Origin of the sequence: Tolypothrix bouteillei VB521301 (assembly GCF_000760695.4) — a bacterium.
In the GTDB taxonomy this organism is placed as follows: Bacteria; Cyanobacteriota; Cyanobacteriia; order Cyanobacteriales; family Nostocaceae; genus Scytonema; species Scytonema bouteillei_A.
Genome location: NZ_JHEG04000001.1, coordinates 1,334,717 through 1,361,408 on the forward strand (window position 1 = coordinate 1,334,717; position 26,692 = coordinate 1,361,408).

Genomic DNA, 26,692 nt, shown 5'->3' on the forward strand with positions numbered 1-26,692 from the left:
TTTATGGGGCTAAGCAAAACTTCATCCTCAACCCGCCGTGGCTTTTTCTTAGGAAATAGTTGCAATTTGAAAACACTAGAAGAGGCTACCATAATTGAGTTCCTTTTTCATACAAAGTATAAATTACAACTGAATGTTCTCTGATTTCCTATTTAAGAAGGATAATTCAGAATCTAATTTTTCTGAGAAGAAGTGTTTGGGATAATTTTTGAGAACTGAGCTACCCATACATCATCTTTAACTTGGATTGGTTTTGGAATCAGCTTTTGATTGTAAAACAGATCGGCTACTTGTTGTTGTTCGTTAATATACTCATCAGTCATATCAAATACACCAAAATAAGGCCGTTTTTTTAAAGCCCATTCCACAACAGTGGTGTCATATTTAGTTTGCTCTGCTAATAACTTGGCAACTTCACCTGGGTTAGCCTTTGCCCATTCTTCCGCTTTTTTTTGCTCTTCTAATATCACCCGTACAAGCTCGGGATGATTTTCTGCAAAAGTGCGTGTAGCAATATAGAAAGCTCGTTGAGGAGCAACTTCATTTCCCCTAACAAGAACGCGTATTTCTTGTGCTAACTCTTTCTTAGCTAGATATGGATCTCCAATAGGCAAAGCATCAACTTTACCTCCTTCAAAAGCTACTTGACTTTCTGGAATGCTGAGGTAAACAGGTTGAATATCATTGAGAGTTAATCCCGCCTTCTCCAGCACTTTTAAAATTAAGTAATGGAGAGCGGTTCCCTTCTGTATTGCAACTTTTTTTCCTTTTAGATCGGCAAGGCTTTTAATAGGTGAATCTTTTTTGACGATAATAGCTTGAGCACCTGCATTAGAACCCGTAGCCGCAACATAAACGATGGGATTATTTCCCACTTGAGCAAAAATCGGTGGCAAATTACCGACATTACCTATGTCTACACTATTTGCTGCCATCGCTTCCATCATAGGTGGACCGCCTTGGAATTCGATCCACTTAACAGCAATGCCTTCTGAGATAAAGCGCTGTTCTAAATTTTTCCTTGCTTTTAGAAGGTTCAGACCTGGAGTTCCATTTTGATGACCGATGTTAATTACTTTTAGCTTGGAGTTGCCTTTGGTTTGTTGAGGCTGAGTATTGCTACGACTTGGCGAGCTACAGCCTGTTAGAGGCAATACCCACATAAACAGACAAGCTGTAAGAGTTAGCCAAAAAGATGAAATATGTGTGCGATCGCTTTTTGAATAACAAGTATATTGTACCATTATTTATTTTAAGTGTTATCACAATCCTGAGTTAGTCGAAATTTTCCATAGATTTATAACTTCTTAATTAAAAACAAATAACAGTCCTTTGGGGAAAGTAGTTAAACATTCATACTGTTAAAACATCTTTTGAACGCAATGACTGCTCTTGAAACTTTCATCATTCTAAGTAACATCTCTTGCTGCTTAAAAAAATTAAAATGTAGGAAAAAGGGTGGTTTAAAAACACCCTTTGTTGGAAGAGCAAAGGAAAAAGCAAAAGTGATGTTTTAGTTACTAATTACTGCTCGCTGTTAACTGTATTGAGTAATAATCGGTAACTCATTGTTTAGTACCCAATTCCCTATGTCGCGAAACTTGTAATCTACTGGATCGTGAAGGGTGAAGGTACGCAAATCCCGCCAGTAACGATCGAAGCCATATTGATTGGCAGTAGACCGAGTTCCCGTAACATTAAAGATGTTATTGACAATTTCTAGCCCTACTGTGGTTGTAAAGGCTTTGGCAGAAAAAACTGCGAGCGCAACTTCTCCCCGTTCTTGAATCGTTAACTCTACTCCTTTATTCCATGCTTGCTGGACTTGTAGAGCTACGCGATCGGCTAAGGTGGTAGCAGCTTGAAGTTTTGTCCAAAATTCACCGTAGTTGTGCAAAATATAAGGATCTAATGTAGCTCTATCCACCCCTGAAGTAATCCAAGGTTTTGTCTGGGTTGATGTATAGTGTTTTGCTGCTGTAAAAGCTCCTTCAGTTATACCAAGATATACATAAGTTTTTGTTAATTGAGCGATGATTCCCAAAAATGTAGCAAAAGCATTATCAGGAGGAGTAGGATATCCCAAAACTTCATTGTTGTAGACCAAAACGTTATGAAATGTAAAAGTAGCGCTATCTGTTCGCCTTTGTCCAAAGTTATCCCAATCTTGAAGAGACACGACACCTTCTCTCTCTTTGGGAATCACAAAAGTTAGCGGTACTTCAACACCATCTTGGATTGCAGCAAACACTCGCAAGTCGGAGATTCCAACACCAGTACCAAAACTCTTTACACCATCAACACGAAAATGTGCGCCATCTGGACTAATTTTTAGGCGGGTGTCACGCGTGTTAATCGCATTAGCCCAAAATAAATTCTTCTCAGCAGTTTCCCGATAATACCTGTCTTTTTGTTCGGCTGTACCAGCAACATAACCTAAAGCTGTGAGATTTAGATGGTTACCATACAACTGCCCAATAGATCCATCAGCCTTAGAAAGTTCTTGGACTATTTTCAAAGCTTCTACCCAAGTCGCTCCAATACCACCGTATTCCTTTGGAACTATCAAGGGCAATAAACCAGTTTCACGCAGTCGCTGCACTTCTACATCTGGAGATCCTGCTTGGGCGTCTCGCTCAACTGCTGTTTTAGCGAGTTCTTGAGATAGAGAAGAAGCAATTGCAAGCCAATCTTTGACTGTTTGAAACTCTTGAGTATCTAGGAGTTGAACCATTAACCAATTCCTCTGTTGTTGTAATGACTGATAATTGGATATCGAGCATTGGTATGACTCTTGTTCTCTCAGTCTTTTGAGCTAATTAATCACTTCCACTAGCTCGCGATCGCTTTTTTGTTCTTGCTGCTGACCCATCACGCGTTGCAGAATATGTTCCACTGTCTGAGCAAACACTGCGTTTCCTCTTGCTCTGGGGCGGGGAAGGGCTATTCTTTGATCCAATGCGATCGCCCCGTTTTCAATTAATACCACTCGATCTGCCAGAACAACGGCTTCTTCGACATCATGGGTAATCAAGAGGGTAGTAAATTTCTGTTCTTGCCACAAATCTTCTAACAATTGCTGCATTTCAATACGGGTAAGAGCATCTAAGGCTCCAAGAGGTTCATCTAGAAGTAATAACGAGGGCTTACCAGCTAATGCTCTTGCTAAAGCTACCCGTTGGCGCTGTCCGCCGGAAAGCACAGATGGCCATTCATGAGCGCGATCTTCAAGACCTACACATCGAAGAACGTGCAAGGCAGTCTGTTTTGCATACACTTTAGATTTTGAATTAAACAAACCCAATTCCACATTTGCCAGTACCCTCTGCCAAGGCAAAAGGCGTGCATCCTGAAACATCATTCGCACCTTTGAATTAAGACGACCGTGCGCTTGATTTCCATCTAGATACACTTTCCCTGTCGTGGGAGCATCCAGCCCTGCAACTAGGCGTAACATTGTACTCTTACCACAGCCACTGCGACCTACAATGGCTACAAACTCTCCTGGCATGATATCCAAGTCCAATCCTCTTAAGACTGTTTTTGCCCCAAAGGACTTCTTTAGCCTTTCCAGTTTTAAATGCATTCCACGAGTTTCAAAATCCATCTCAAAAAAGACCTCCAACAATGTATATCGTGTAAACTCTATGTCAGTTACTGTGTTATTAAACTTAAAAAATACGGTAATTTGATAAAGTTGCCGTAATTTGTTTCTAATAATTTTGCATAGTTTTATAGCAAAAGCAAGTGTAGTTTGTAAAAAATTACAAACTAGTTTCTCAAAAACCACGGAATAACCGGTAACTTAACGCAGTTGGCTGCGATCGCCTTTAGTGCTAAGAGAGAATGTTTTAAGTTTTGCAAAGGCTCGATCGAGCTGTGCCTGAGTTAATGCACCAAAACCAAGAATCAGTCCTCAAGTTCAAAAACAGGTTTCAGTTCTACCGATACCGGAATTCCCACAGTAGGTATTGTTATTGACCACAGTGTTGTACTCATCGGGTCCTGTAACACCATTAATGCAGAACTGACCGCCCCTTCGCTGAGAAAATAGCCTAATATTCTACCACATCCGAGCCGTTTCGACTAACATCTCTGCCCCTTCTTTGAAGAGAAATTTCTCATCCCCTGTCGTTTCAACATACTTTTTCAGAGCATACATGATATCTGCATTAATGTGATATTGAACAGTTCCAGCCGCATAATAGGCAGACTAAGGATTTTAAGATTTTTGCAATATCACTGAATCCTTGACGCAAAAAAGCGAAGACGAAAGGCATTTAGCGTCTATATTAATAAGTTGTGAATTTCCAATGGGTGAGCGATTGCTTGAAAAGCAGTATTTAGAGGGGGGAAATGCAGTTAACTTAAATCCCATTCCAATACTGCTTGAGTTAACAAGATTTTTCATCAGGACAAGCAGGGGGCGTAGGGGAGGAAACAATGGCTTAACTAAGTAGTATTGGGATCGAAGAGGTTTAGTAGGTTATTTCTATATGTGTTAATTGGTACAAAAAGTAAATTATGAACGGTAAAGAATTGCTTAAACGTTACGCTGCCGGAGAGAGAGATTTTAGCGGGGTCGATCTCAAGGGAGCTAATCTTAGTGGTGTCCACCGTCGCTTTGATGTTGGGGCTTATGACGAACCCTATCGCCAGGGAATTACTTCCGATTTGAGCGGGATTAACCTCAGTGGTGCCGATTTGAGTGAGGCTAACTTGAGGGGAGTTAATTTGGCTTCCGCTAACTTGAGTATTGTTAGCACGCTCTTCTATTAAATAGCTATCTTCTCATACAGTCATTTTTAGTTTATTTACCTGCACCTACTTAACTGTATCCCTACACACAAGCTAACTTAATAATGAACCTATTCCTCTGGTAGAAGTTGGGAAATCTAGAGGCATCTATGATACTTATTAGGGCTACAAAATCAAGCATATACTAAATTATGTATTTAAATTTATAAGCAAAAGTTTTTGTACTGAATAAAAATTTGAGATTGCTTTTTCATTTATGGTTTATTAAGTTTTAGTATTTTCAATTTTGGTGAGCTACTCTTTGTTTGTTTCTGGGGCAATACTTAGCTCTCGTACAAGTGTAAGGAGAATAATGAGTCATTTGCCAATCATAATTCTCATGTACTGCCTAACTCTATTTAGAAATTATTTTGTACTTCTACACCCTATACCTGATACAAACTCTTTTTCAAGCAACTCAGTATTAAAGGAGTCATAAAGAATGCAACTCAAGCCGATAAATCAGCAAGTTGTCGCAATTGTGGGAGCTTCTAGTGGCATCGGGCGGGAGACAGCTCGGAAATTTGCCAAAAAAGGAGCATCTCTGGTTGTGTCTGCTCGCAGCCAAGAGGGGCTAGAATCCTTAGTAAACGAAATAGCGAACATAGGTGGCAAAGCAATTGCTGTACCCGCTGAGGTGTCTGAGTTCGAGCAAGTTAAAGCTATTGCAGACAAAGCTATTCAAGTATATGGAAAGCTCGATACTTGGGTACACTGTGCTGCCGTCAATCTTTACGCTACCTTTGAGCAGACAACTCCAGAGGAATTTAAGCGCGTCATTGATATAAATTTAATGGGACAGGTGTACGGAGCGATGGCGGCATTACCTCATCTTAAACGCGAAGGGCGAGGGGCGCTGATTCATATTTCTTCAGTAGAAGCAAGGCGATCGTTTCCATTCCACAGTGCCTATGGTGCATCCAAGCATGGAATCGATGGTTTTTTAGAAGCTTTGCGGGTTGAGTTGATGCACGAAAAATTGCCCATTAGCGTCACTAATGTCATGCCCGCCTCAATTAACACGCCCTTGTTTAACAAATCCCGCACAAAGTTGGGTGTGAAACCGCAGGGGCTACCACCGTTCTATCAGCCAGAAGCTGTAGCAGACGCGATTCTTTATGTTGCTGAAAACCCAACGCGTGATATCGTCGTTGGCGATGCAGGACAAGTTATGAATTTCCTACAACGGCTTTCACCCCAGTTAATGGATGCTTTATTGGTGCAAATAGGGTTTAAGTTGCAAAAGACATCGGAACCCAAGACAGAAGACGCGCCTGACAATCTAATTGAGCCTATTTCAGGTTTCAATCGGGTTCATGGTGATTTTGGCGAAAAAACACAACCAAGCGTTTCTACGTGGTTAGCAACACATCCAACAGCAAGGTGGAGTATTGTAGCCTTAGGAACTGTAGCGTTGGGAGTGCTGGCAGTACAAGCCTTCAAAAATAGCGCACTGATTTAGGTTAGTTAATTAAAAAGTGGGTTGTTAATTCCCAACGCCCTTTGAACAATTGCTAACCCAAGCAATGATGTTTTCTACCACGGGTTATGACGTATTTTTCAGTCATTAAGTTTATTGAAAAATACGCCATAACCTTAAATACGTTACTAATGACCCGAAGCAAAATCATCAGGAGCTACCTATTTTATGAATGCAAACTATCAGAATTTACTTATTCTTACAGCAGCCATCATCGGTACATTGCTAAGTTCGCTTTTGTTAGATCGCTGGTGGCGGGAAAGAATATACAATCTAAATGGCAAGACCGTACTCATTACAGGGGGTTCACGGGGGTTAGGTCTGGTTCTGGCACGTCAGTTGGTTCAAGCAGGAGTAAGGTTGGCAATCTGTGCGCGTGACACAACAGAACTGGAACGGGCGCGTACTGAGCTAGAACAACGAGGCGCAGAGGTTCTGGCTTTGCCTTGTGATGTGACAGATCGAACCCAGGTTGAGCAGATGGTGCAGCAAGTACGCGATCGCTCCAAAGCGATCGACATCCTGATTAACAATGCAGGTACTGACATTGTGGGTCCAATGGATGACATGACGATGGAGGACTACGACGACACAATGAAGTTGCATTTTTGGGCACCGCTTTACACCACTTATGCCGTTCTACCGTCCATGCGACAACGGCAGGCTGGACGGATTGTTAATATTTCTTCGATTGGTGGTAAAGTCGTTTCCCCACATATGGTGGCCTATTGTGCCAGTAAGTTTGCCTTAACCGGTCTATCCGAAGGGATGCGGACAGAACTGGCAAAAGAAGGGATTGCTGTCACAACCGTATGTCCCGGTTTCATCCGCACAGGCGTTGTGGAGCATGTCATTGTGAAAGGTCAGCACCGTAAAGAGTTTGCCTGGTTCAGTATTGCCGATTCATTGCCCTTCATTTCGACCAGCGCTGAGAATGTTGCTCGCCAAACCATAGCGGCGGCTCGACGGGGTGATGCAGAATTGATTGTGCCGCTTCCAGCTTGGATTTCTGCTAAGTTCTATGCTCTGTTTCCAGGGTTATTTTCCAATCTACTCAGTTTCGTAAATTGGTTGCTACCTGCATCGGGTGGCATTGGTAAAGAGCGTGCTTTTGGAAAAGACAGCCACTCATTTTTGTCGCCCTCTTGGTTAACTTACAGCAGTTTCCGATGTTATGAGGTACAGTTAGTATTAATAAAATCAAAAGATAATACTGTCATGAAAGCATATTCAGTAGATATTCGAGAAAAAATAGTGGCAGCGCATATTGAGGAAAAAATCTCGATTCGTCAAGTAGCACTCAGATTTGCAGTGAGCAAAAGTTTAGTACAAAAGCTAGTAAAGCAACAAAAAAGTCATGGTAATTTACAACCATTAAAACCGGGTAAGCCACGATTTAGTCATCTGACAAATGCGGAATTAGAGTTAAGAGAACTAGTGTCAGAGAATCCGGATGCAACAATAGTGGAATTCTGTGAATTATTTGCGGCAAAGACAGGTAATTGGGTGAGTCAGACGGCAATGTGTCGTTCTTTACAAAAATTAGGATTAAATCGCAAAAAAAAACATTGCGGAGTAGCCAAGCAGCAACTCCAAGAGTTCAAAAACTCAGAGTAGAATATTGGGAAAAAGTCAAGGAGATAGAGCCAGAAAACTTGGTATTTTTAGATGAAACAGGGGTAATACTGGGTTTAGCAAGAACGCATGCACGTTCACAAAAGGGAACAAGAGTATATGAAATGAAGCCATTTTACCGGGGAGCAAAAGTTACGGTGATTGGAGCAATAAGTCTTAAAAAAGTTGTGGCATTAATGACAATAAATAACTCAATGGATAGCCTAGCTTTTGAAGGATTTATTGAGAAGTTCTTATTGCCTCAATTATGGCCGGGAGCAGTAGTAGTTATGGATAATTTACCGGCACATAAACTAGCATCAATCGAACCAATGATTGAATCTGTAGGTGCAAAAGTCTTGTGTTTATCTCCATATTCTCCTGATTTTAATCCCATTGAATTATGGTGGTCACAACTTAAATCTTTTTTACGTACTTTTTCTCCAACTACAACCGAAATGGTTGATAAAGTTATCTCTGTTGCTCTCGACTTGATGAATCCTCAACATTTAAAAAATTGGTTCACTAAGTGCTGTTATTGTACCTCATAACATCGGAATTTGCTGTATCTGAGCCACAGAGCAGCACGGCGGAACAACGAGATTCCAGTAGACCAGGCAGATGGAGATAGGGCAGAGTACAGTTCTGTCAAGAACAATGCTCCTTTGGAGTAGCCCCAAGAGGCGATCGCTCCAGTAAGCACCTTTGAGAAACATGATGAACAGGTTTCTATAGAGATAAGTAGGATTGAGGTACACGCATGATAAACAATGTTGTTAAAAACAGTTTGACCGCAGACAAAACATCGGATACCCAATATCCAATCGAAGAATTGCTAAAGCAACGCTGGAGCCCTCTGGCTTTCTCAGATCGACCAGTTGAGCCGGAAAAATTGTGCAGTGTCTTAGAAGCAGCACGATGGGCAGCTTCTTCTTTCAATGAACAACCTTGGAGCTTTATTGTTGCTACTAAAGACAACCAGACTGAATTTCATTGTCTATTGAACTGTTTAGCAGAAGGAAATCAAGAGTGGGCGAAAAATGCCCCGGTGCTAATAGTTTCTGTAGCAAAGCTTTACTTTGAGCGCAATGGTGTGGAAAACCGACACGCATTTCACGATGTCGGAACGGCAGAAGCCAACCTGGCAATTCAAGCAACTGCATTGGGTTTATTTATCCATCAAATGGCAGGGTTTGACGTACCCAAAGTACGAGAGGTGTACGACATTGCTGAAGGATACGAGCCAGTTGCGGCAATTGCACTGGGTTATTTAGGAGATCCACAAACTCTATCCCAGAGGCTGCTGCAACGAGAGTTAGCCCCCCGTACTCGCAAGCCCTTAGAAGAATTTGTTTTCTCCAGCAGGTGGAACCAGCGCTCACCACTGGTCAAGAGCCATTAAATACTCAACAGCGTGAAAGGAAATTACTATGGTTGCTACACACTCTCAAAGGGAGCAAATTTTAGACAATTACAAATTGATGAACAATCGCGTCGTTCTGATTACAGGAGCAAGTCGCGGGATTGGTGCAGCCACTGCTAAATTGCTAGGACGTCACGGTGCCGCCGTTGGTGTTAATTATTATGGCAGTGAAGAAGCGGCTGGGCAAGTGGTGAAAGCGATTGAGTCAGTTGGAGGTCAGGCGCTAGCCGTTAAAGCAGATGTTAAAGATCCTCAACAAGTGGAAGTCATGGTGCAACAGGTTGCAGAGGCGTTTGGTCTCATTGATACGCTAGTTATCAATGCCAATGCTGGGTTTCCTATTGCTCCCTTCATAGACTATCGCTGGGAAGACTTTGAAGCAAAACTGCTTGGAGAACTCAAAGGTGCTTTTTTTCCTTGCAAGGCAGTTGTGCCATCCATGATTGAACAAAACCGGGGTTCCATCATTGCAGTCAGCAGTGGACTGTCTCGCTATCCCGATCGGGGGTTCTCTGCCCATAGCACGGCAAAATCTGGATTAGATGCCTTTATAAAAAGCCTTGCATTAGAACTAGGTCCTCACGGAATTCGTGCTAATGTCGTAGCACCAGGATTGGTGCTGACTGATGCAACGGCTCAGTTACCACAAGAGCGCAAAGACGCTTCTGCTCAAATGGTTCCATTGAAACGAAATGCACTGCCAGAAGATATTGCAGGTGCAATTTTGTTGTTAGCGTCAGAGGAAGCGAGATTTATCTCAGGGGCGTATTTACCTGTTAGTGGTGGTCTTCAGATGCTTTGAGAGTATACAAACAGTACTTTCAATTGTGGAGTCTTGAACTTTTTCTTTATTGATGTGGAAGTACCTTAGACCCAGCCACGTGAGAGATATCGCACAACAACTTCTAGACCTATGCTTTGGTAGGAAAGCTGTTTTACACGTTTTTAATTAGGCGAGAGCAACGGAGATTTTTTAATGACTGCAACGACTTCTAACCGAACAACCCACGCAACTGATAATGCACCTGCTCCTTACACGGGGTTAGATCGCCTGTTTATCAGTGGACGTTGGATAGCGGGGCGCTCCGAACACAAAGTACGCCCAATCAACCCATACAGCCAAACTACAATTATGGAAATTCCGGCGGCAAATGAGCAAGACATTGATGATGCCTACCGGACAGCTAAGGAAGCTCAGGTGGAGTGGGCTAAAGCGTTGCCAAGTGAGCGATCGCGTGTCATGCAGCGTGCTGTTGAGATTATGGAAGCTCGTCGTGAAGAGATCGTTTCTTGGTTGATCCGCGAAGCAGGTAGCCCTCGCACGAAAGCAATGCTGGAATGGCAGGCAGCGCACGATCTCATGCAACAAGCGGTTGCAATTCCCTATCAGGCTGAAGGTCATTTACTGCCTTCTGATATACCTGGTAAGGAAAGCCGGGTGTATCGTCAACCTGTGGGTGTGGTGGGGGTCGTCAGCCCGTGGGATTTTGCCCTACATCTTGCCAATCGCTCGATTGCCCCTGCTCTCGCCTTGGGTAATGCAGTTGTGCAAAAACCGCCCTCCAATACCCCCATTTCTGGCGGTCTCATCCTTGCCAAGATCTATGAAGAAGCCGGACTGCCTGCTGGCGTATTTAGCGTGGTTGCAGGTCCAGCACATGAAATTGGCGATGTTTTTGTTGGTCATTCTATTCCGCGTGTAATTACTTTTACCGGATCGACCAAGGCAGGTCGGCATATTGGAAAGCAGGCAATGGACAGCCCGGTTATGAAACGTGTGTCGCTGGAACTGGGTGGAAACAGTCCGTTGGTGGTATTGGACGATGCCGATTTGGAGTTAGCAGTGAATGCTGCCGTATTTGGCAAATTCTTGAACCAGGGTCAGATCTGCATGAGTGTAAATCGATTGATTGTAGATCGGCGGGTGCATGATGAGTTTGTCGATCGCTTTGTCCATCGCGTCGGCAATTTAAAGATGGGGGACCCAAATGATGCAGATACCGTAATTGGTCCGATTGTCGATCGATCTCAGTTAGATTCACTCATGAAGCACATTCAAGCAGCACATCAGGATGGTGCGCGTCAACGGCTCGGTGGCGATCCGGACGGGCTAATGCTACCACCGCATATTTTTGTCGATGTTACCAATCAGATGTCCGTGGCACGGGAGGAGTTGTTTGGGCCTGTCGCCCCCATTATTAAAGTCCGTGATGAGGCAGAAGCTTTGCAAGTTGCCAACGACACCGAGTATGGCTTATCGAGTGCCGTGTTTACCCGCGATGAGCGACGGGGACTGCATTTTGCGTTGCAAATGGAAGCAGGGATGACGCACATTAACGATCAGACGGTCAACGATCTTCCGAATGCTCCCTTTGGTGGTGAGAAGAATAGCGGCATCGGACGGTTTGGTGGTAGTTGGGCAGTTGCAGAGTTCACGACCGATCGTTGGGTGACAGTGCAACGTACTCCGCGTACCTATGCCTTCTAATAACTTAACAGGTTTCTTGGTAGAGAAAACCGCGATCGCGTTGAGGCTCGTTACGATCGCGGCCGATAGTAACGACTAAGGGGACTTCAATCTGAAAAGGACCGTAGTGGACTTCCACGACATGGAATGTGTCTCATCCCCTAGCAATTGACTTAGAATCCTGAAAAGTTGTAGCCTACACCGATTACCAGCCCTACAGCAGTGTTATCAAAAGCCGTTACATTTACGGCAGCCGTTGCTGTAAATTGGGGTGTCAAAGGAACATCTACACCACCAGTGACTAGGAAATCAACTGAAGTGTCGTCACCAAACGATATGGCTGCTCCGGCTCCAAGGTAAGGAGCGACACTAAATCTACCTCCTCCTGGCACTCCTATAGGTAATAAATCGTATGTTACTGGAATCAGCAAGGTTGGATCATCGCTAACATAGAGACTGGGTCGCACAGAAAAAGATCTTGCAAGTCCAAGTTTGCTAAAGATAGCAAAGCTACCTTCGCCGAGAGCAGTGTCTCCTGAACCCAAACCAATGTTGCCACCAATCCCGAAATAGCTTGGTCCAGAACGGGTAGATCTTCCTGGCGAAACACCATTAGTATCTGGAGTAGTTCTGCCTGGAGTAGTTGTACCGGGTATGGTCTGACCTGGTGTAGTTGTGTCTGGAGTAGTGGTATCGGGTATAGTCTGACCTGGTGTAGTCGTGTCTGGGGTAGTTGTGCCTGGTGTAGTCGTGTCTGGAGTAGTGGTACCGGGTATGGTTTGACCTGGTGTAATTGTACCGGGCGTAGTCGTATCAGCTTGAGCCATAGTAGGAACTACACTTTTAGAGGGCTTAGCCAAGAGAGCAGAAGCAGAAGTCAGAGCCTTTCCTGGGATAGGCTTGGCAGCAGAATTAACAGCGATCGGACTGACTGGTTGAGCCAGCGTTGTAGTGGAATTAGATTGGGGCGCGGTTTTTGGAAAACTCAGCTTTTGATTTTCTACAGAAGCGATCGCCCGTGAATTGGCAGATTTTGCAGTCTCAGCTCGAGCTGATAACCCACTACTAAACACAATCGGCAGTATAGCGAGACTCAACAGAAAGGAAGTACGCATAATCATCTAGTAGATATTTGAATCTATGTTTAAGAAAGGCAATAGTCAAGATTGCGTGACAATATGTTCTAACAAATTTTGTGACTGTTAGAGGTTGAAAATCAGCGCTGTATAGTACAAGCATAAATCTTGCTAATCCACCTAACTTCCATCTAAAGAATGTCTCGAATTAGAAGCCAACTTGTGTTCTGGAATACAATGAATACTTTATCAAGAAAATTGATTTAAAATCACTTTAATTTGAAAATTAACAGCTTCTTGAAGATAAATTGAAATAACAAAGATTTACTTCAATTTTCATCCCTATCTAATTTTTTTACGTTAAAAGTATAACAAAAAATAGTTGTTTTGGGTTGAATAAAACCATCTTTTTACAAAAATATTGCAGGAAATACACAACTTAAAAGTTTTATAACTTATAAAATTTACATCTATTACTGCTTAATTTCTGCCTAAAAATACAAAAATATATAGATTGGTTTGAGGCACGAAATCTAACTAACGTTTACAGGCTTTTTTGAGTTTCACTATCGTTCAACCCTACTACAAAAATTCTCCACCCTTGCAGTATCGAATGTTAACTACCTTTAAATAGGCTAAATATTAAATTCATTTGTAAAATCCGATACTTTATTTTCTCACCCTATAGACTGAAACACTTTGGAGAGATAACAAAATTAAAAACGTTGGCTATCGTTACTGTGTTATGAAAGTCATTACAGTAGAACAGGAGGCAAAATATGTCCTATCAAAAAGAACGTCTACAAAATATCCCTCCTGGTCCGCAAGATGTGCCAATTATTGGAAGCTTACCTAATTTTCAAACAGACTCGCTCAATTTTTTACTGAATTTAAGACGCGAGTATGGTGATGTTGTGCGCTTTAGGTTAGGAACTCGCGTTTTGTATTTAGCCAGCCATCCCAATCATATCAAGCACGTACTTCAAGATAACAATAAGAATTACCGCAAAAGCTTTGGTTATCGTAGGCTAGAATCTTTTTTAGGTCAAGGTTTGCTGACCAGTGAAGATGATTTGTGGCGGCGCGAGCGCAAGTTAATGCAACCTGCATTTCACCGGGATCGGATTGGTGCTTTTTCTGAAACAATGACACATGCAATTCAAGCAATGCTGAAACGGTGGAAAGGTTTTGCCGAACGTGGTGAACCAATTAACATTACTAATGAAATGATGCGCCTTACCATAACAATCGTCTGTTGCACGCTATTTACTACTGATATTAGCGATGAAGCCAGCGATGTCGGACAAGCGCTCACGATTGTTCTCAGACACGCTAACAATCGCATTAGTTCTTTGTTTGCTCTACCAGAAAACTTTCCTACCGAAGAAAATGCTCGCTTCCAACAAGCACTCAAAACTCTGGATAGTGTTGTTTATGGCTTAATTAACGAGCGGCGACAGTCTGGTCAAGATACTGGCGACTTGCTATCGATGCTGGTGTTTGCTCGCGATGAAGAAACTGGCGAGACGATGAGCGAAAAACAACTTCGCGATGAGGTCATGACAATTTTCCTCGCCGGACATGAAACAACCGCGAATGCTTTGTCTTGGACTTGGTATTTGCTGTCTAAGCATCCAGAAGTGGAACGTCGTTTGTATGCCGAGTTGAGCGAGGTGCTTGGCGGACGTGTTCCCACTTTATTTGATTTAAAAAATTTAAAATACACTCAACAGGTGCTAAACGAATCGATGCGGTTGTATCCACCTGCTTGGGAAATCGGACGCGAAAGTATTGGTTCAGACAAATTTGACGACTATGATATTCCCGCCAATTCCACGGTTATTTTGAGTTCTTACGTGACTCATCGACATCCAGATTTTTGGGAGAATCCCGAAGGTTTTGACCCAGAACGGTTTTCGCCTCTAGCTTCTGCTGGTCGTCCGCAATATGCTTACTTTCCGTTTGGTGGTGGACCACGGACTTGTATTGGTAATAATTTTGCCTTAATGGAAGCCCAGTTAGCGATCGCTGACGTTGCCCAAAGGTATCGTTTAGAGCTAGTACCCGGTCATGTTGTGGTTCCACAACCAATGATAACTTTGCGACCACGCAACGGTATTTTCATGACTTTACGCCCGCGAAGTTAGGCATTGGAACTGAAGTATTATGCTCTTGATGACTTTTTTGTTCCTGTTTTGCGATTGCTCATTTGTCCAAAGTCCAATCTTTACGTTAAATTGTTAGAGTGAACAGCATAGCTTCCTGATAATGGCTTCTGTGAATGAGCTACCGCTAGTAGATTTGACTAGATATCCTCATCCTGCGTTATCCGAGCATCCTATCTTGTCAAGTGAGCGATCGGGATGGCGAGGAATGTTTTTCAATCACTACGGTCACCCTGCTCATAAAAGCCCGGAATTTCAGTGTACGCAACACATTATTGGAATTACAGGGAGCGGGCATTCCATTGCGTCAGAGCATCGGATTGATGGTCGGGCGTACACTCGTTACTGCCAGCCAGGTGAAGTGCTTTTCATTCCTGCTGAAGTCCGGTATTCATCTAATTGGCAACAGGCAGGAAATTTTTCCTTAATTGGCTTTTTTCCCAAGTTTTTTGAGCAAATCGTCCATGAATCTGTTCGAGTCAGGCGGGTTGAACTGATTCCCCAGATTGGTCTAGTCGATCCCTTCGTTCAGCAAGTTGGGCTTGCTCTTAAGACTGATGTGGAAGCAGGACATCCAGCAGGAAGAGTCTTTGGTGAATCTTTGGCAACTGGGTTAGTTATTCACTTCCTCAAGAATTACTCGGTTTGGCAACCACAGTTTTCCTCTCATTCAGAAGGTCGTTTATCAGAGCAGCAATTGCAGAAAGTCGCGGACTACGTCCACGATCGCCTCAACCAGGATATTTCCTTGTCAGAGATGGCGGGAGTGTTGAACTTAAGCCAGTATCACTTCTGTCGTTTGTTTAAGCAGTCAACGGGCGTAACTCCCCATCAATATTTGACTCGATACAGGATTGACCGAGCAAAACAGCTGTTGTTAAATACGGAACTAACGATTACAGAAATTACCTTTGAACTTGGTTTCAACAATCACAGTTCTTTTACTCGCCTCTTCAAACAGTACACTGGCGTGACGCCAAAGACGTTTAGGGCGTCGCGGTAACGATCGCAGCAAGATTTGCACAGAGGAAGCAAAACTTGTCAAGCATTGGGTGAGGGGCGATCGCTACACTCAGCGTATTCCACTATTTCAATGGGAAAAACGCTAATGATGGCACCCTTAACAATCAATCCTGATGTTGCTACCTTTATTAATGTATTTACGGTCGAACCGTTCAGACAGAACGTACTTGTCAATCGCATTAAGTTTGATGCAGAAACTACGATCTGCAAACAGGCGGGATTTATCAGGGCGATTGTCCACCGCAGTTTAGATGGCTCTAAAGTAGTGAACCTTGTGCAATGGGAAAGTGTGGAAGCAAGCAGGGCAATTCACCATAATCCAGATATTGCTGCTAGTTTTGCCAGCTACCAAGAGCTTGGTGTTCGGATGGATTTGCGCTATTACGAAACGGCATTAATGACAGCACAGCCTTTTACGATCCAAACTCACGATGGTTTAATGGCTCAAATCGACGTACTGCAGGTAGCACCAGACGATCCGCAACTCCTGCTCGAATACGCGAGACAACACTCCAATCCGGCGATCGCTTCAGCAGACGATCGCTCAACCGTTTGGTTTCGGAGCCTTGATGGTATTCGCGTGATTCGCTTTAGCTACTCACAAGGAAGCAACCACAATGAGAACACTCAAGTTTTTGCAACGGAAAATTGGATTGAGCAAGTCACTTCTCATTGTTACCAGGTTGAGTTTGTGATAACGAAGCAGAGTTTATTGGTTTGAACTAATTTTTTAATTCCAGCAGTCATTCCCGATCTTTTTCCTCTGCGCTCAAGTGCGTACTCTGCAGTTCAAAAATAATTTATTTAACTGCAGAGACGCTGAGGACGCAGAAATTTGGAGATATGATACCGACGCAATCCTTTGCATATTGTCGGCATATTCTAACATATACAGCCCAAAGGCGAGAGTTTAATGGGATTGAAACGAGCAAGCGATCGCAAGTTCAGAGTGTTGTAAAAGTGTATTGCGATCGAGACAATAGGGTTTGTATTGTGGAGTTGCAGCGAGTAGTTTCTCAATTCTCACTCGAGCTGCTTCAACTACCGATTCAGAGAGACTACCACTCTCAAGAGAGTCTGAAAAATCTCGCCCAATCTTGTGGATTCGTTCTGAGGATGAGGAAGGAAGGTTGCGAGATACGATTAATAGATCGCAGCCAGCATGAAAAGTTTGTCCCACAGTTCCACTTTGAGTATACATATCTGAGACAGCTTTCATATCCAAATCGTCAGACACAACTACCCCCTCAAAACCCAATTCCTCTCGAAGAATACCGTGCAGAATTGGTTTTGATAGGGTAGCTGGGACATTTGGATCTATTTTGGAAAACAAGATATGAGCAGTCATCATAATGGGAACTTGCTTTTCAATCAGTGCTTTGAAGGTGATCAGTTCGCGATTTCGCAGTTCCTCTATAGATAAATTGAGAGTCGGTAACTCTAAGTGAGAATCAGTGCTGGTGTCGCCATGACCTGGGAAATGTTTGGCACATCCAATAATTCCTGAGTCTTGCAGACCAAGGTAGTAATCAATAATACCTTGAGCAGCCATTTGCGGAGTTTCTCCAAAAGCGCGAGGTCCAATAACTGGGTTGTTGGAATTGGAAAAAATATCGGCGACAGGAGACCAAGAGACATTAATTCCCAAAGATTTCAGTTCTACTCCTGTGGCTGCTGCGATTTCACGGGATTTAGATTTGTAAAGTAAGGCATGAGGAAATCGGGTTAGGGGTGGTGGGGTGCGATGGACTCGACCACCTTCATGGTCTAGGGTGAGAAACATTGAATCGCGATCGCTGTACTGCTTTATTTGGTCTATCAACTCACTAAAGCTTTGCAACCACACTTCATAAGGAGCATCGTAACGAAAGTTCTTTTGAAAGAAAATAACTCCAACTGGTTTTAACTCATTCAGTATCCGCTTATCATCATCATTGAGCGTAGTTCCAGAAATACCAACGATCAGATGATTTCCAAAACGTTGAAGTTTTTGTGTGACTGCCATTTTTCCTCCTAACAACTGTACAAATGAGGACGGGTAAGGATACCCATCCCACAAGAATCTAATTTAATTCAGTTATGTAAATTTAATTTTTAGGTGAGTTCGCCTGAATCTAAGTTCAGTTTAATCGCTTAAATCATTTTGGTACTTTTGTAACAGTGTCTGAATCAACTGAGATGAAGCTCAAAAGGTGGTTTGCTGGAGACAGTTAATCGATATCAGTCAAAGATAAAAAATTGGTGATGTATCCGAAACTACAATCATTAATAATTCAGCTTTCCTTCTTGTCGCAGTGGCTCGTGAGTTTGGCGATCGCGCCCGCAATCTGTTTCGTGATACTGTCAATCAACACCTTATTATTTTGACAAATGCATCACCTTCTAAGTGCGTAGACCCCCTATCTGATGCCTACGGTGTACACACATTTTTAGAGATCTCCCTAAAACCTCCGATAAATTGGGGGACTTGAAAAATTTCCCCCCTTTTTAAGGGGGGTTAGGGGGGATCGAAACCGCAAGAATGCACTTTAGAAGACTTGTGTACACCACCGTAGCTATCTGATGCTGGAAGGATGACCTTGCAAGTGCTGATTTTGATTAAAAAGCTGGTAGCGAAATTTCCGCAGTGGTCATTGGTAGTTGATGGGGTGCTGGTAGAGTGGGATGGGTAGCGGTCGTTTCACCAATAATATCGACTACCTTAGTTAATTTTCCATTGCTCCATAGCTTTCTAAAAGTTGAATTATTTCTGACAACTTGGTGTCATCCCAAAAACCTTGTTTGCTTAATTCTTCTGCAACTGCAAGAGCAGTAAAGTTATTTTCATCTTTTGCATTAAAGTCAGCACCAAGTTCAAGTAATTGCCGAACAGCTTTTGTATTTAACTTAAAGACTGCTAACATTAAAACAGTTTCACCTTGGCTAGAACTGCTATTAATATCTGCTCCAGCTTCAAGTAATGCTTGGAATATTTCATGGCTAATTTTCGCAGAATTTAAAGCAATCATTAGCGGTGTATATCCCTGTATACTCTCTTCTTTAAGATTAGGATTAGCACCAGCTTCTAATAAAATACGAACAACTGATAATTGATTATTTCTTATAGCTTTATGCAATGCTGCTTCACCATTAGAGCTAATTGCATTTACATCTATGCCTTGAGAAATTGCATTAGAAACAACATTAATATTCCCGAAGAAAGCATCATCAACAAATGCTTCAACAGCATAGTTGTTCTTTTTTTGATGATAAATAAACCATTTCGGTAATGATTTTTCTGAGATTTCCCGAAGTTCGGGAGATGTTAATGGTGCTAAGTAATCAAAAGCCTCTTGCCAAGCCATACGAGTAGCAATTTGTAAAGCAAAGTCGTAACCGCCATCTACCGCATTAACATCTGCGCCTGCTTCAACCAAAAGTTTAACATAATCAATATTACCAACCTCAACAAGGCACATTAATATAGTTTTTCCATCTTCATCTTTTTCATTTATATCTAAACAACTAGTTTCCATTAAATTATTAAATACTTCTAATACAGCTTGACAATATATTTCTTCATCTTCTATACATTGTTTTGTTTTTATATACTCTTTTATCTTCTTATCAACTAATTCAAAAAAAAACATATTTGATTTCAGTACTTAAAAATTACTAAAAAACTATATATATGAAAATATTTTTCAACAAAAAGTAATATTTCCATATAAGGTTTGGACTGGGTGGATAGAGTCATGTGCAGTTATGATAGATAGCGCCAGAAAATATAGTTATTGAGACGGTAGTCAATATGACATCAAGTATATTGAATGATAACAACGCTGTTGAAGTAGATGGCGTCCGTTTTGAAACTATAGTGCTGGAGCCAGTGTTCAACGTACCAAAAAGAACCTTGGTGCAGAAACTGCTGTGCGTATTACAACCTTTATTACCAATACCACCTGGGTATTTTTCCCCTAGATATTCTGTAAAGATTGGTATTCGTATTACTAATAACACCCCAACTCCTCTTCGATTTAGCTTGTATTTCACCTTGTTTCCGGAAATTGTGAGTGTAGATAGTCCAGATAGTCCAATTTCCTTTGAAGGGGGCTGTATTAGCCCCAGAGCGCCCTTAGAATCTGATTTTCCTTTTGTCATACCTGGAGAAAGTGTGGCCTTCTTTCCTAATGCAGAAATCTTTTGGATTTGGGGCGAAAGGCTTGGACTTAGCATGGATAGCGGAGAAGGTGGTAAATGGATTTTTCAACCTTTTAAGCTTGGTAATTATCAGTTCCGGTTTACGTATAACAATCTAAAGGCAATGGTAACAATGTACGGTTCTGTGAGTACAGATACAAAGTTAATAGAAGGACTCTGGACGGGTCAAGTAACAACTCCCCTTGTGGATTTACATTTAGTCCATCTGTAAAGTGAAAGTTAACTAAGCTCACTTACTATTTGGGAATTAGGTGAAAATTAAGTTAAAGGTAATTGAACCGTAAAAATACTGCCTTTTCCCAACTCACTTTGTACGCTCAAGCTACCTTTATGTGCTTGTACGATCGCCTGTGCGATCGCTAATCCCAATCCAGAACCGCCCGTGCTGCGAGAGCGATCGCTATTCACTCGATAAAATCTGTCAAAAATTCGTTTGTGTTCGTGAGGTGCAATCCCTATTCCACTATCTTGAACTTGAATTATGGCATGACAGCTATCACTATCCAAAATAACCTGAACTTGACCGCCAATTGGCGTGTATTGAATGCCATTCACAATCAAATTAGAAACCAAACGATAAATTTGCTCCTCATTACCGATTGCATGCAAAATTTGCTGTTTTCGGACTTCAGATTTCAAATGAATTTGAGATGCGATCGCCAAAGCTGCCAGCTCCTCAATTAAATCATCCACAATGTCATTAAGACAACAACGCTCTCGTTTTACCGACACAGCTTGTCTATCCATGCGAGCTAGTAGAAGCAAATCGGTCACCAAAGCCGTTAAACGCTGATTTTGACGCTGTACAGTTGTTAATATATCCCGTGCTTCTTTGTCATCCAAATCACTCATTAACAGCGCAGACTCCACCGTTGCTTGTGTTGCAGCTAAAGGTGTTCGTAACTCGTGAGCTGCATCCGCCGTAAATTGTTCTACTTGCCTGTAAGATTTGTATATTGGTAGCATTGCCAATTCAGACAACCACCAGCTTGCACCACCTACCAAAATCATCGCCAATGGCAATCCCAATAATAAAGCTAACCTCACATTAGCTAAGTAGCGATCCACATCTTGAAGACTGCGCCCCATTTGCATATGTCCCCAAGGTTGACGATCCCTGGTATGCAGCTCTAGAGAAATCTGATGATAGCGATTTCCGCTTGCATCTGTAAGAGTTTTCCAGACGATATCACCAGGGGTTACAGGTAACTTTTCCGGTTCAAAACCAGCAGTAGCAACAACCCGTCCGGAACGATCTAGCAACCGGACGTAGTAATTACCTTGGTGAACCGCACCCAGAATGTGGCGTTTTGGTTCTGGTTCTGGCAAAAGCTGTCGGGCGGATGGTTCGAGACGTTCTGGTTGCTTCAACTCATTTTCAACACTGTCGTGTAAAGTTCCAGCAACAGTTTCCAATTCCCGATTCACAGTTTCCCAGTGAGCATGAACGATGGCTTCGTATACCCCCAAGCCGCACAAACTCAGTATGAAGCCCATAACTACAGCATACCAGCCAGCCAGCCGCAAACGAGTTTGAGTAAAAAGCTTATGTTGGTTCATCGGTTGTATTGAGACGGTAACCCTTACCATGAACCGTTTCAATGATATGGGTACTATCGACTTGTGCTAGTTGTCGTCTCAGCAGACGTATTTGTGCGGCAACAACATTACTTATAGTATCTGCATTCGCCTCCCAAAGCTGATTGCGAATTTGGTCGGTTGTTACAATTTGGTTGGGATGCTTCATAAAATATTCTAAGAGTTGAAATTCCTTATTAGTTAAAAGAATTTCTTTTTTGTTACCATTTGCCGTCGAACAGTAAACAGTACGATCGCCATAATCTAACGTTAGGTTAGCAACCTGTAATTGTTGAGGTTGAAACTGAGGAGAACGTCGCTGTAAAGCACGCAATCTTGCTAACAATTCTGCCATCCCAAAGGGCTTGACCAAATAATCATCTGCACCTGCATCCAGCCCGGTGACTTTGTCTTCCATACTGTCTTTAGCAGTTAGCATCAACACAGGTAAAGAATTCTTTTTAGCCCGCAACCGCTTGCACAACTCGATTCCCGACAATCCAGGAAGCAACCAGTCAAAGATTGCGAGAGTATATTGCGTCCAACCTCGTTCGAGATAATCCCATGCTTCGGAACCATCCATCACCCAGTCTACAACATACTTTTCCTGGTTGAGAACTCGCTTCATCGCAGCGCCTAAATCTGGTTCATCTTCTACTAGTAAAAGTCTCATATTCTTTAATTAGTTGTTGGTTGTTAGTGGTTAGTTGGCTACTAACCACTAACCACTATCATCTTATTTATTAAATGTAAAACGTCCATCTACTTTTTTACCACCAATATTAGATGTAACTCTTACTTGATATTGACCCGTTGCCTTTTCTGCAAGCATTCCTTCGTAGTGTTTTCCACTTGCATCATAGGTGAGGGGAATTGTCTTTTGCGTCCCGTCTGGTAACTGAACTAAGGCTGTTACTTTGGCATTAGTAATTGCTTCGTGATTATCTCCTTTTTGCAGGTAAAAATCTAAGTGTGTTCCATTCGCTTCGTTTAAAGGAACAAATTCCAAGTGATAAGCTCCTGTTTCTACAATTGTTCCCCCATGAGATTTGCCATGTTGCTCTTCTGTTTTTTTGGCTGCTGTAGCTGAGGCTGTAGGAATGGATTGCTGGTTGTTTGAGGTCGTGCTAGTCTGACTTTTTGCTGTAGAAGATTCTGAATCAGTGGAGCGATTGCTATTGCTGCATGCTGCTAGAAATAACATTCCTATAAGCCCTAGAAGAATAAGTTTGGATTTTAATGATTTCATTACAGACTTCCTTGTTGAATTTGAAAAAATAATAGTTATAAGCTTTCTAAAATACTTATGTTTTCCCCATGTAGTCTTATATAATTTGAGCAATAGCAAACAAAAATCTAGCAAGCATTTCCCACTAGAATACATCCCTTCCTACAATTAAATGAGACTCTGACACAACCTACTATCAGTTTTACAAAGAGAAATGAAATTAAGATGAAATTAAACAACACGATCTACGAGGTTGTTTGAAAAGTGATTTGCTGTGTTTTTAGTACCTATCGCTCCTCCCTGACCCGAATACGGCAATTGGTCGGGATGACGCAACCAAAGCAAAACCTACAGTGGCGAGTACTGGGGGTTTTGGGTTGCGATTCTTGTTTCACCGCGATCGCTTTTATCTGGAATATGTAGAATGGTGTATATTTTTTCTACAAGTCCGCAAAGTCCAAGTACATCACTTGTCTTGAAGAATGAACCTATCGGGTCAGCAGCGCGAACATTCTGCCTTCACCTGTAGACTGTCAAGTGCTATTCTGACTGTTTGCTGTTCCCCAACTTCTCGAATTTTAGAAAAAATTTTACCTGTTGGATGTCTAATGAAGTCCGATAGTGTATTGGTACCCTTGTAAGTAAGAGTAATACATTTTAAAGTTCAATTTTTTGTATATTCAAATCCAGTCAATTTTGTGACATCACACAACCTTCCTAGTTTTAAGATTGTCCAATGTTCAGGAATTTTACTTAATCATTCAGCTATTATTCCTAAATGGTCTATATTTAGGACTTTTATTGCTTCTATTGGCTCATTCATCGTTTTTTCCACATAGCTACCTAACTCGATTATTTTATACCAAAAAAGTCTGTAATAATTACTAGTCAATCATTACAAGCTTTTATTTTTAAAATTCATAATTATTAAATCCGCTTTAATCTGTGCGGAATGTGGGATAAAAACCTTAGTAGGTAAGATTTTGAGTTGAGCCTCCTGATTCTCAATAGTGCCAGTATATTGATAGAGGTTGAACGAAAATCAAGGATTTCAAAAAATCATTTTCCGTTCTTTTCCGTCCATTTGATTCCCAACTCGACTTGTGTACACCACCGTAAGCCTTAAAAAGGGGGGAAATACTCTCAAAGTCCTTTCTTCAATAGTGCATTCATTGCGGTTTCGATCCCCCCTAACCCCCCTTAAAAAAGGGGGGAACTGAATTCCAATTCTCCCTTTTCACTATGTTTCATCTCTTTTCTAGAGATCTGTACACCACCGTAGCTAAAAAAGGGGGGAAATACTCTCAAAGTCCTTTTGCCCTCTGCCTTTCTTCGGTAAAACTTAGACTTAAGATTCTCGTCCTGAAGCCCAAGTATCGCGCCACTTAACAGTACCTTCTTTGGCAATAACCCAACGGCGAGTCATGAGATTTTCTCGAAGGGGGGAAGTTCCTTCTCTCAACATCGCGTATTTATAGCTGATGAGCTTACCAGCGCTTTCATTAAAGGGAATTTCGGCAAACCACGTGTTTTCGTTTATGTATTCCAAAGGATATGCTTTGGCGATATCCCAATTGCCCAATTCCGGACAGTCACCAATGACTACGATTCTTTCACCTAGTTGAGTACGCACTCCGTTAAGCTGTGCGCGTACAATAGTTTGCCCTTTGACTCGCTCTCCAACACGGCTGAGTACAATTACACCGTGTTCTTCTAGTTGTAGGTCATAAATTTTACCATCTTTAACTTCATACTTATTGCGAGTCATGACACAGGTATGTTCTCCATCAGGTAAGTCTGTAGCAACTTCTGGTATGGTCGTAGAACCACCTCTATTGAGTGCAACAAAGCACACTGAGTCACGATAGCGGCGTACATAACAGTAAATATCAGGGGTGATGTATTTTTCCCACTGGCTACCCATTGATAAAGCAGGATTGAGTCGCCGCAAACCAGATAGTAACCTGATATAACGATATATTTCCGTATCTATATCCCACTTATCCATCATCGGGCGGTTGTAGGGATCGTTACCGCCATTGGTATCGTCGTGAAGATATTGTTCCGTACCGTAATAGATACAGGGAATACCGCGAGAGGTCATAATGAGGACAGTTGCTAGCATTAACCTCGCTGGATCGGAATTCAACGATTGGAAGCGGGGCATATCGTGATTGTCAATGAAGGTGATGAGTTCTGTCGCCCCGCTGTACCGATAATCTAAATCAAAAATGTCTTTAATTAGATAAAATCCCGCTTCAGCACTTTCACCTAAAGCTTGCCTAATAGCGACACACAGCCCAAAATCTAAAATAGTCATTCCAGAGTTGTTGGCAAACTCTACAGAGCGATCGTCTTGGGGATGGCTGTAAATCCACTCGCCAAAAATAAACACATCTGGTTTGTGATTGTACATATCACCAGTAAATTCTTGCCAAAACCAGATGGGCATATGCTTGACAGTATCGACTCGCAGTGCATCAACACCCCGATCCAACCATTGTTTAATTGCTGCTTTGATATAGCTGCGGTATTCGATATTGTTTTCATTAAAGGTTGCTAGACCTGCAAGTTCGCAGTTTTGCACTTGCCATTCATTTTCCCAATCTTGTACTTCACCATAATGGTGATACCAGTGAGCTTCATCATCGTTAAAGTCAGCAATTTTGACTCCATCGTCGTATAGTTCGCCTTTACGACCACTGATATCGGGGCTACTGTGGTTGCAAACTATATCTAGCACTAGCTTCATCTTACGCTTGTGCAGTTCCTCAATCAACTTGTCAAATGTTGTATTTCTTGTTTCCTGCGTTTTGTTTAAAGACGGTTCTTCCCCCGTAGCAATAAATCGAGGATTTATCCGCTTAAAATCCCTTGTCCAATAGCCATGCATGGCTGCATTGCCTACAAATAAGTCTTCTACTTGCTCAAATAAAGGAGTTAACCAGATTGCAGTCACTCCCATGTTTTTCAAATAATCTAATTTGTCGATCACACCCTGTAAGTCACCACCCCAGTATTTTCCCCAATCCTGTTTGGTAGGATCGTACAGTTCTGCATTAGCACCTGTACTATTTTCTAAATCACCATCATAAAAGCGATCGACGACAATAAAGTAAAGAGTTTCCTGACGAAACTCAATATCCCTAGTAAACAGAAATTCCAGGTCAATTTCTGTCTCTGATGGTGTTGTTTCAATAATGGCAGAGACTTCTGCACCAGCATCATCTACTTTGTACTGCTCTTCGGAAAATAATGAGGGAGGGGTGTTTACCATTTTGAAGAACCGATCTCTAAATTTACAGGTAGCTATATCCGCAAACAATGTTATCTATAAAACATTGATTGAGTATGTGTTGACAGTATTATCTAATCTATCTTTGGGTTTAACTATCTATCTTTAGGAGTACCAGTATAATGCTGTTTTGATAATAGGGAGTAGGGATCTCCTCGTTTCCAGATCGCTGCAAGGGAGTAGCTCCTCAACCTACGTTTTTAAATTGCAATAAAAGTTGCATATTTTAATTAAAGACTATAGTAAAGTCACTGATTTAATGAAGTTACGTGTACTTTCACTAACTATGTAGCTTTCAATAAAGAATTGTATGTGTTCGCAAACAGGAGCCTCTTTCAGTTCATAT

The 26,692-nt window shown here is 42.0% G+C and carries 22 protein-coding genes and 1 pseudogene; 12 read left to right on the top strand and 11 right to left on the bottom strand.

The features are described 5' to 3' along the window. Positions 1–173: 173 nt before the first annotated feature. The 4 genes and pseudogenes from HC643_RS05190 to HC643_RS41225 all read right to left on the bottom strand — a co-directional run. Entirely contained in the window at positions 174–1,244 is a 1,071-nt protein-coding gene (locus HC643_RS05190; RefSeq protein ID WP_167844627.1) for a sulfonate ABC transporter substrate-binding protein, read from the bottom strand. Between the two features lie 293 nt (positions 1,245–1,537). After that, positions 1,538–2,734, bottom strand: a complete 1,197-nt coding sequence (locus HC643_RS05195; RefSeq protein WP_038077959.1) for an acyl-CoA dehydrogenase family protein — start codon at positions 2,732–2,734, stop codon at positions 1,538–1,540. Positions 2,735–2,815: 81 nt separating this feature from the next. Further along, entirely contained in the window at positions 2,816–3,607 is a 792-nt protein-coding gene (locus HC643_RS05200) for an ABC transporter ATP-binding protein (protein ID WP_038077997.1), read from the bottom strand. Between the two features lie 315 nt (positions 3,608–3,922). Further along, positions 3,923–4,186 (bottom strand): annotated as a pseudogene (locus HC643_RS41225) (hypothetical protein); the annotation flags it as partial. Positions 4,187–4,524: 338 nt separating this feature from the next. Here HC643_RS41225 and HC643_RS05210 point away from each other — a divergent pair. The 7 genes from HC643_RS05210 to HC643_RS05240 all read left to right on the top strand — a co-directional run bounded on the left by HC643_RS05210 (position 4,525) and on the right by HC643_RS05240 (position 11,802). Continuing rightward, positions 4,525–4,779, top strand: a complete 255-nt coding sequence (locus tag HC643_RS05210; protein WP_050046406.1) for a pentapeptide repeat-containing protein — start codon at positions 4,525–4,527, stop codon at positions 4,777–4,779. A 460-nt stretch (positions 4,780–5,239) separates the two neighbouring features. Next, positions 5,240–6,259, top strand: coding sequence for an SDR family oxidoreductase (locus tag HC643_RS05215; protein ID WP_038077961.1), 1,020 nt, complete (start codon positions 5,240–5,242; stop codon positions 6,257–6,259). Between the two features lie 186 nt (positions 6,260–6,445). Beyond that, a complete protein-coding gene (locus tag HC643_RS05220) occupies positions 6,446–7,894 on the top strand; it encodes an SDR family NAD(P)-dependent oxidoreductase (RefSeq protein ID WP_202048586.1) in 1,449 nt (482 codons plus the stop codon). Continuing rightward, a complete protein-coding gene (locus HC643_RS40750) occupies positions 7,846–8,442 on the top strand; it encodes an IS630 family transposase (RefSeq protein WP_202048575.1) in 597 nt (198 codons plus the stop codon). Before HC643_RS05220 ends, HC643_RS40750 begins: the two co-directional genes overlap by 49 nt. Positions 8,443–8,651: 209 nt before the next feature. Next, positions 8,652–9,293, top strand: a complete 642-nt coding sequence (locus HC643_RS05230) for a nitroreductase family protein (RefSeq protein ID WP_050046405.1) — start codon at positions 8,652–8,654, stop codon at positions 9,291–9,293. 28 nt (positions 9,294–9,321) lie between these two features. Further along, positions 9,322–10,116: an SDR family oxidoreductase gene (locus HC643_RS05235; RefSeq protein ID WP_050046404.1), complete on the top strand. Its 795-nt coding sequence runs from the start codon at positions 9,322–9,324 to the stop codon at positions 10,114–10,116. Positions 10,117–10,290: 174 nt separating this feature from the next. Then, the gene (locus tag HC643_RS05240) at positions 10,291–11,802 is read left to right on the top strand and encodes an aldehyde dehydrogenase family protein (RefSeq protein WP_038105972.1); all 1,512 of its coding nucleotides are present in this window, start codon (positions 10,291–10,293) and stop codon (positions 11,800–11,802) included. A 152-nt stretch (positions 11,803–11,954) separates the two neighbouring features. On the opposite strand, the gene HC643_RS05245 is transcribed toward HC643_RS05240, so the two are convergent. Then, positions 11,955–12,896, bottom strand: coding sequence for a hypothetical protein (locus tag HC643_RS05245; RefSeq protein ID WP_050046403.1), 942 nt, complete (start codon positions 12,894–12,896; stop codon positions 11,955–11,957). 740 nt (positions 12,897–13,636) lie between these two features. On the opposite strand from HC643_RS05245, the gene HC643_RS05250 reads away from it, so the two are divergent. The 3 genes from HC643_RS05250 (at position 13,637) to HC643_RS05260 (ending at position 16,766) form a co-directional block, all read left to right on the top strand. Further along, entirely contained in the window at positions 13,637–15,004 is a 1,368-nt protein-coding gene (locus HC643_RS05250; RefSeq protein ID WP_038105970.1) for a cytochrome P450, read from the top strand. 121 nt (positions 15,005–15,125) lie between these two features. Continuing rightward, positions 15,126–16,025, top strand: a complete 900-nt coding sequence (locus HC643_RS05255) for an AraC family transcriptional regulator (RefSeq protein ID WP_082051822.1) — start codon at positions 15,126–15,128, stop codon at positions 16,023–16,025. Between the two features lie 105 nt (positions 16,026–16,130). Continuing rightward, the gene (locus HC643_RS05260; RefSeq protein WP_162002272.1) at positions 16,131–16,766 is read left to right on the top strand and encodes an antibiotic biosynthesis monooxygenase family protein; all 636 of its coding nucleotides are present in this window, start codon (positions 16,131–16,133) and stop codon (positions 16,764–16,766) included. Between the two features lie 189 nt (positions 16,767–16,955). On the opposite strand, the gene HC643_RS05265 is transcribed toward HC643_RS05260, so the two are convergent. After that, positions 16,956–18,050, bottom strand: a complete 1,095-nt coding sequence (locus HC643_RS05265; RefSeq protein WP_038089097.1) for a glycoside hydrolase family 3 N-terminal domain-containing protein — start codon at positions 18,048–18,050, stop codon at positions 16,956–16,958. A 289-nt stretch (positions 18,051–18,339) separates the two neighbouring features. Between HC643_RS05265 and HC643_RS05270 the strand changes: the two genes are divergently transcribed. Next, complete coding sequence (locus HC643_RS05270; RefSeq protein WP_153021533.1) at positions 18,340–18,516, top strand: hypothetical protein; 177 nt, start codon at positions 18,340–18,342, stop codon at positions 18,514–18,516. A 234-nt stretch (positions 18,517–18,750) separates the two neighbouring features. Here HC643_RS05270 and HC643_RS05275 read toward each other — a convergent pair whose 3' ends face one another. After that, positions 18,751–19,674, bottom strand: a complete 924-nt coding sequence (locus HC643_RS05275; protein WP_038089042.1) for an ankyrin repeat domain-containing protein — start codon at positions 19,672–19,674, stop codon at positions 18,751–18,753. 161 nt (positions 19,675–19,835) lie between these two features. Between HC643_RS05275 and HC643_RS05280 the strand changes: the two genes are divergently transcribed. Next, positions 19,836–20,456 (top strand): hypothetical protein, encoded by a 621-nt coding sequence (locus HC643_RS05280; RefSeq protein ID WP_038089039.1) that lies wholly within the window; start codon positions 19,836–19,838, stop codon positions 20,454–20,456. Between the two features lie 47 nt (positions 20,457–20,503). On the opposite strand, the gene rppB is transcribed toward HC643_RS05280, so the two are convergent. The 4 genes from rppB to HC643_RS05300 all read right to left on the bottom strand — a co-directional run bounded on the left by rppB (position 20,504) and on the right by HC643_RS05300 (position 26,328). Beyond that, the gene (gene rppB / locus HC643_RS05285) at positions 20,504–21,805 is read right to left on the bottom strand and encodes a two-component system sensor histidine kinase RppB (protein WP_038089036.1); all 1,302 of its coding nucleotides are present in this window, start codon (positions 21,803–21,805) and stop codon (positions 20,504–20,506) included. Beyond that, on the bottom strand, positions 21,792–22,496 hold the full coding sequence (gene rppA / locus HC643_RS05290) for a two-component system response regulator RppA (protein ID WP_038089032.1): 705 nt from the start codon (positions 22,494–22,496) through the stop codon (positions 21,792–21,794). Before rppA ends, rppB begins: the two co-directional genes overlap by 14 nt. A gap of 63 nt (positions 22,497–22,559) precedes the next feature. After that, the gene (locus HC643_RS05295) at positions 22,560–23,072 is read right to left on the bottom strand and encodes a hypothetical protein (protein ID WP_038089030.1); all 513 of its coding nucleotides are present in this window, start codon (positions 23,070–23,072) and stop codon (positions 22,560–22,562) included. A 1,327-nt stretch (positions 23,073–24,399) separates the two neighbouring features. Next, a complete protein-coding gene (locus HC643_RS05300) occupies positions 24,400–26,328 on the bottom strand; it encodes an alpha-amylase family glycosyl hydrolase (RefSeq protein ID WP_038089094.1) in 1,929 nt (642 codons plus the stop codon). Positions 26,329–26,692: the final 364 nt, after the last annotated feature.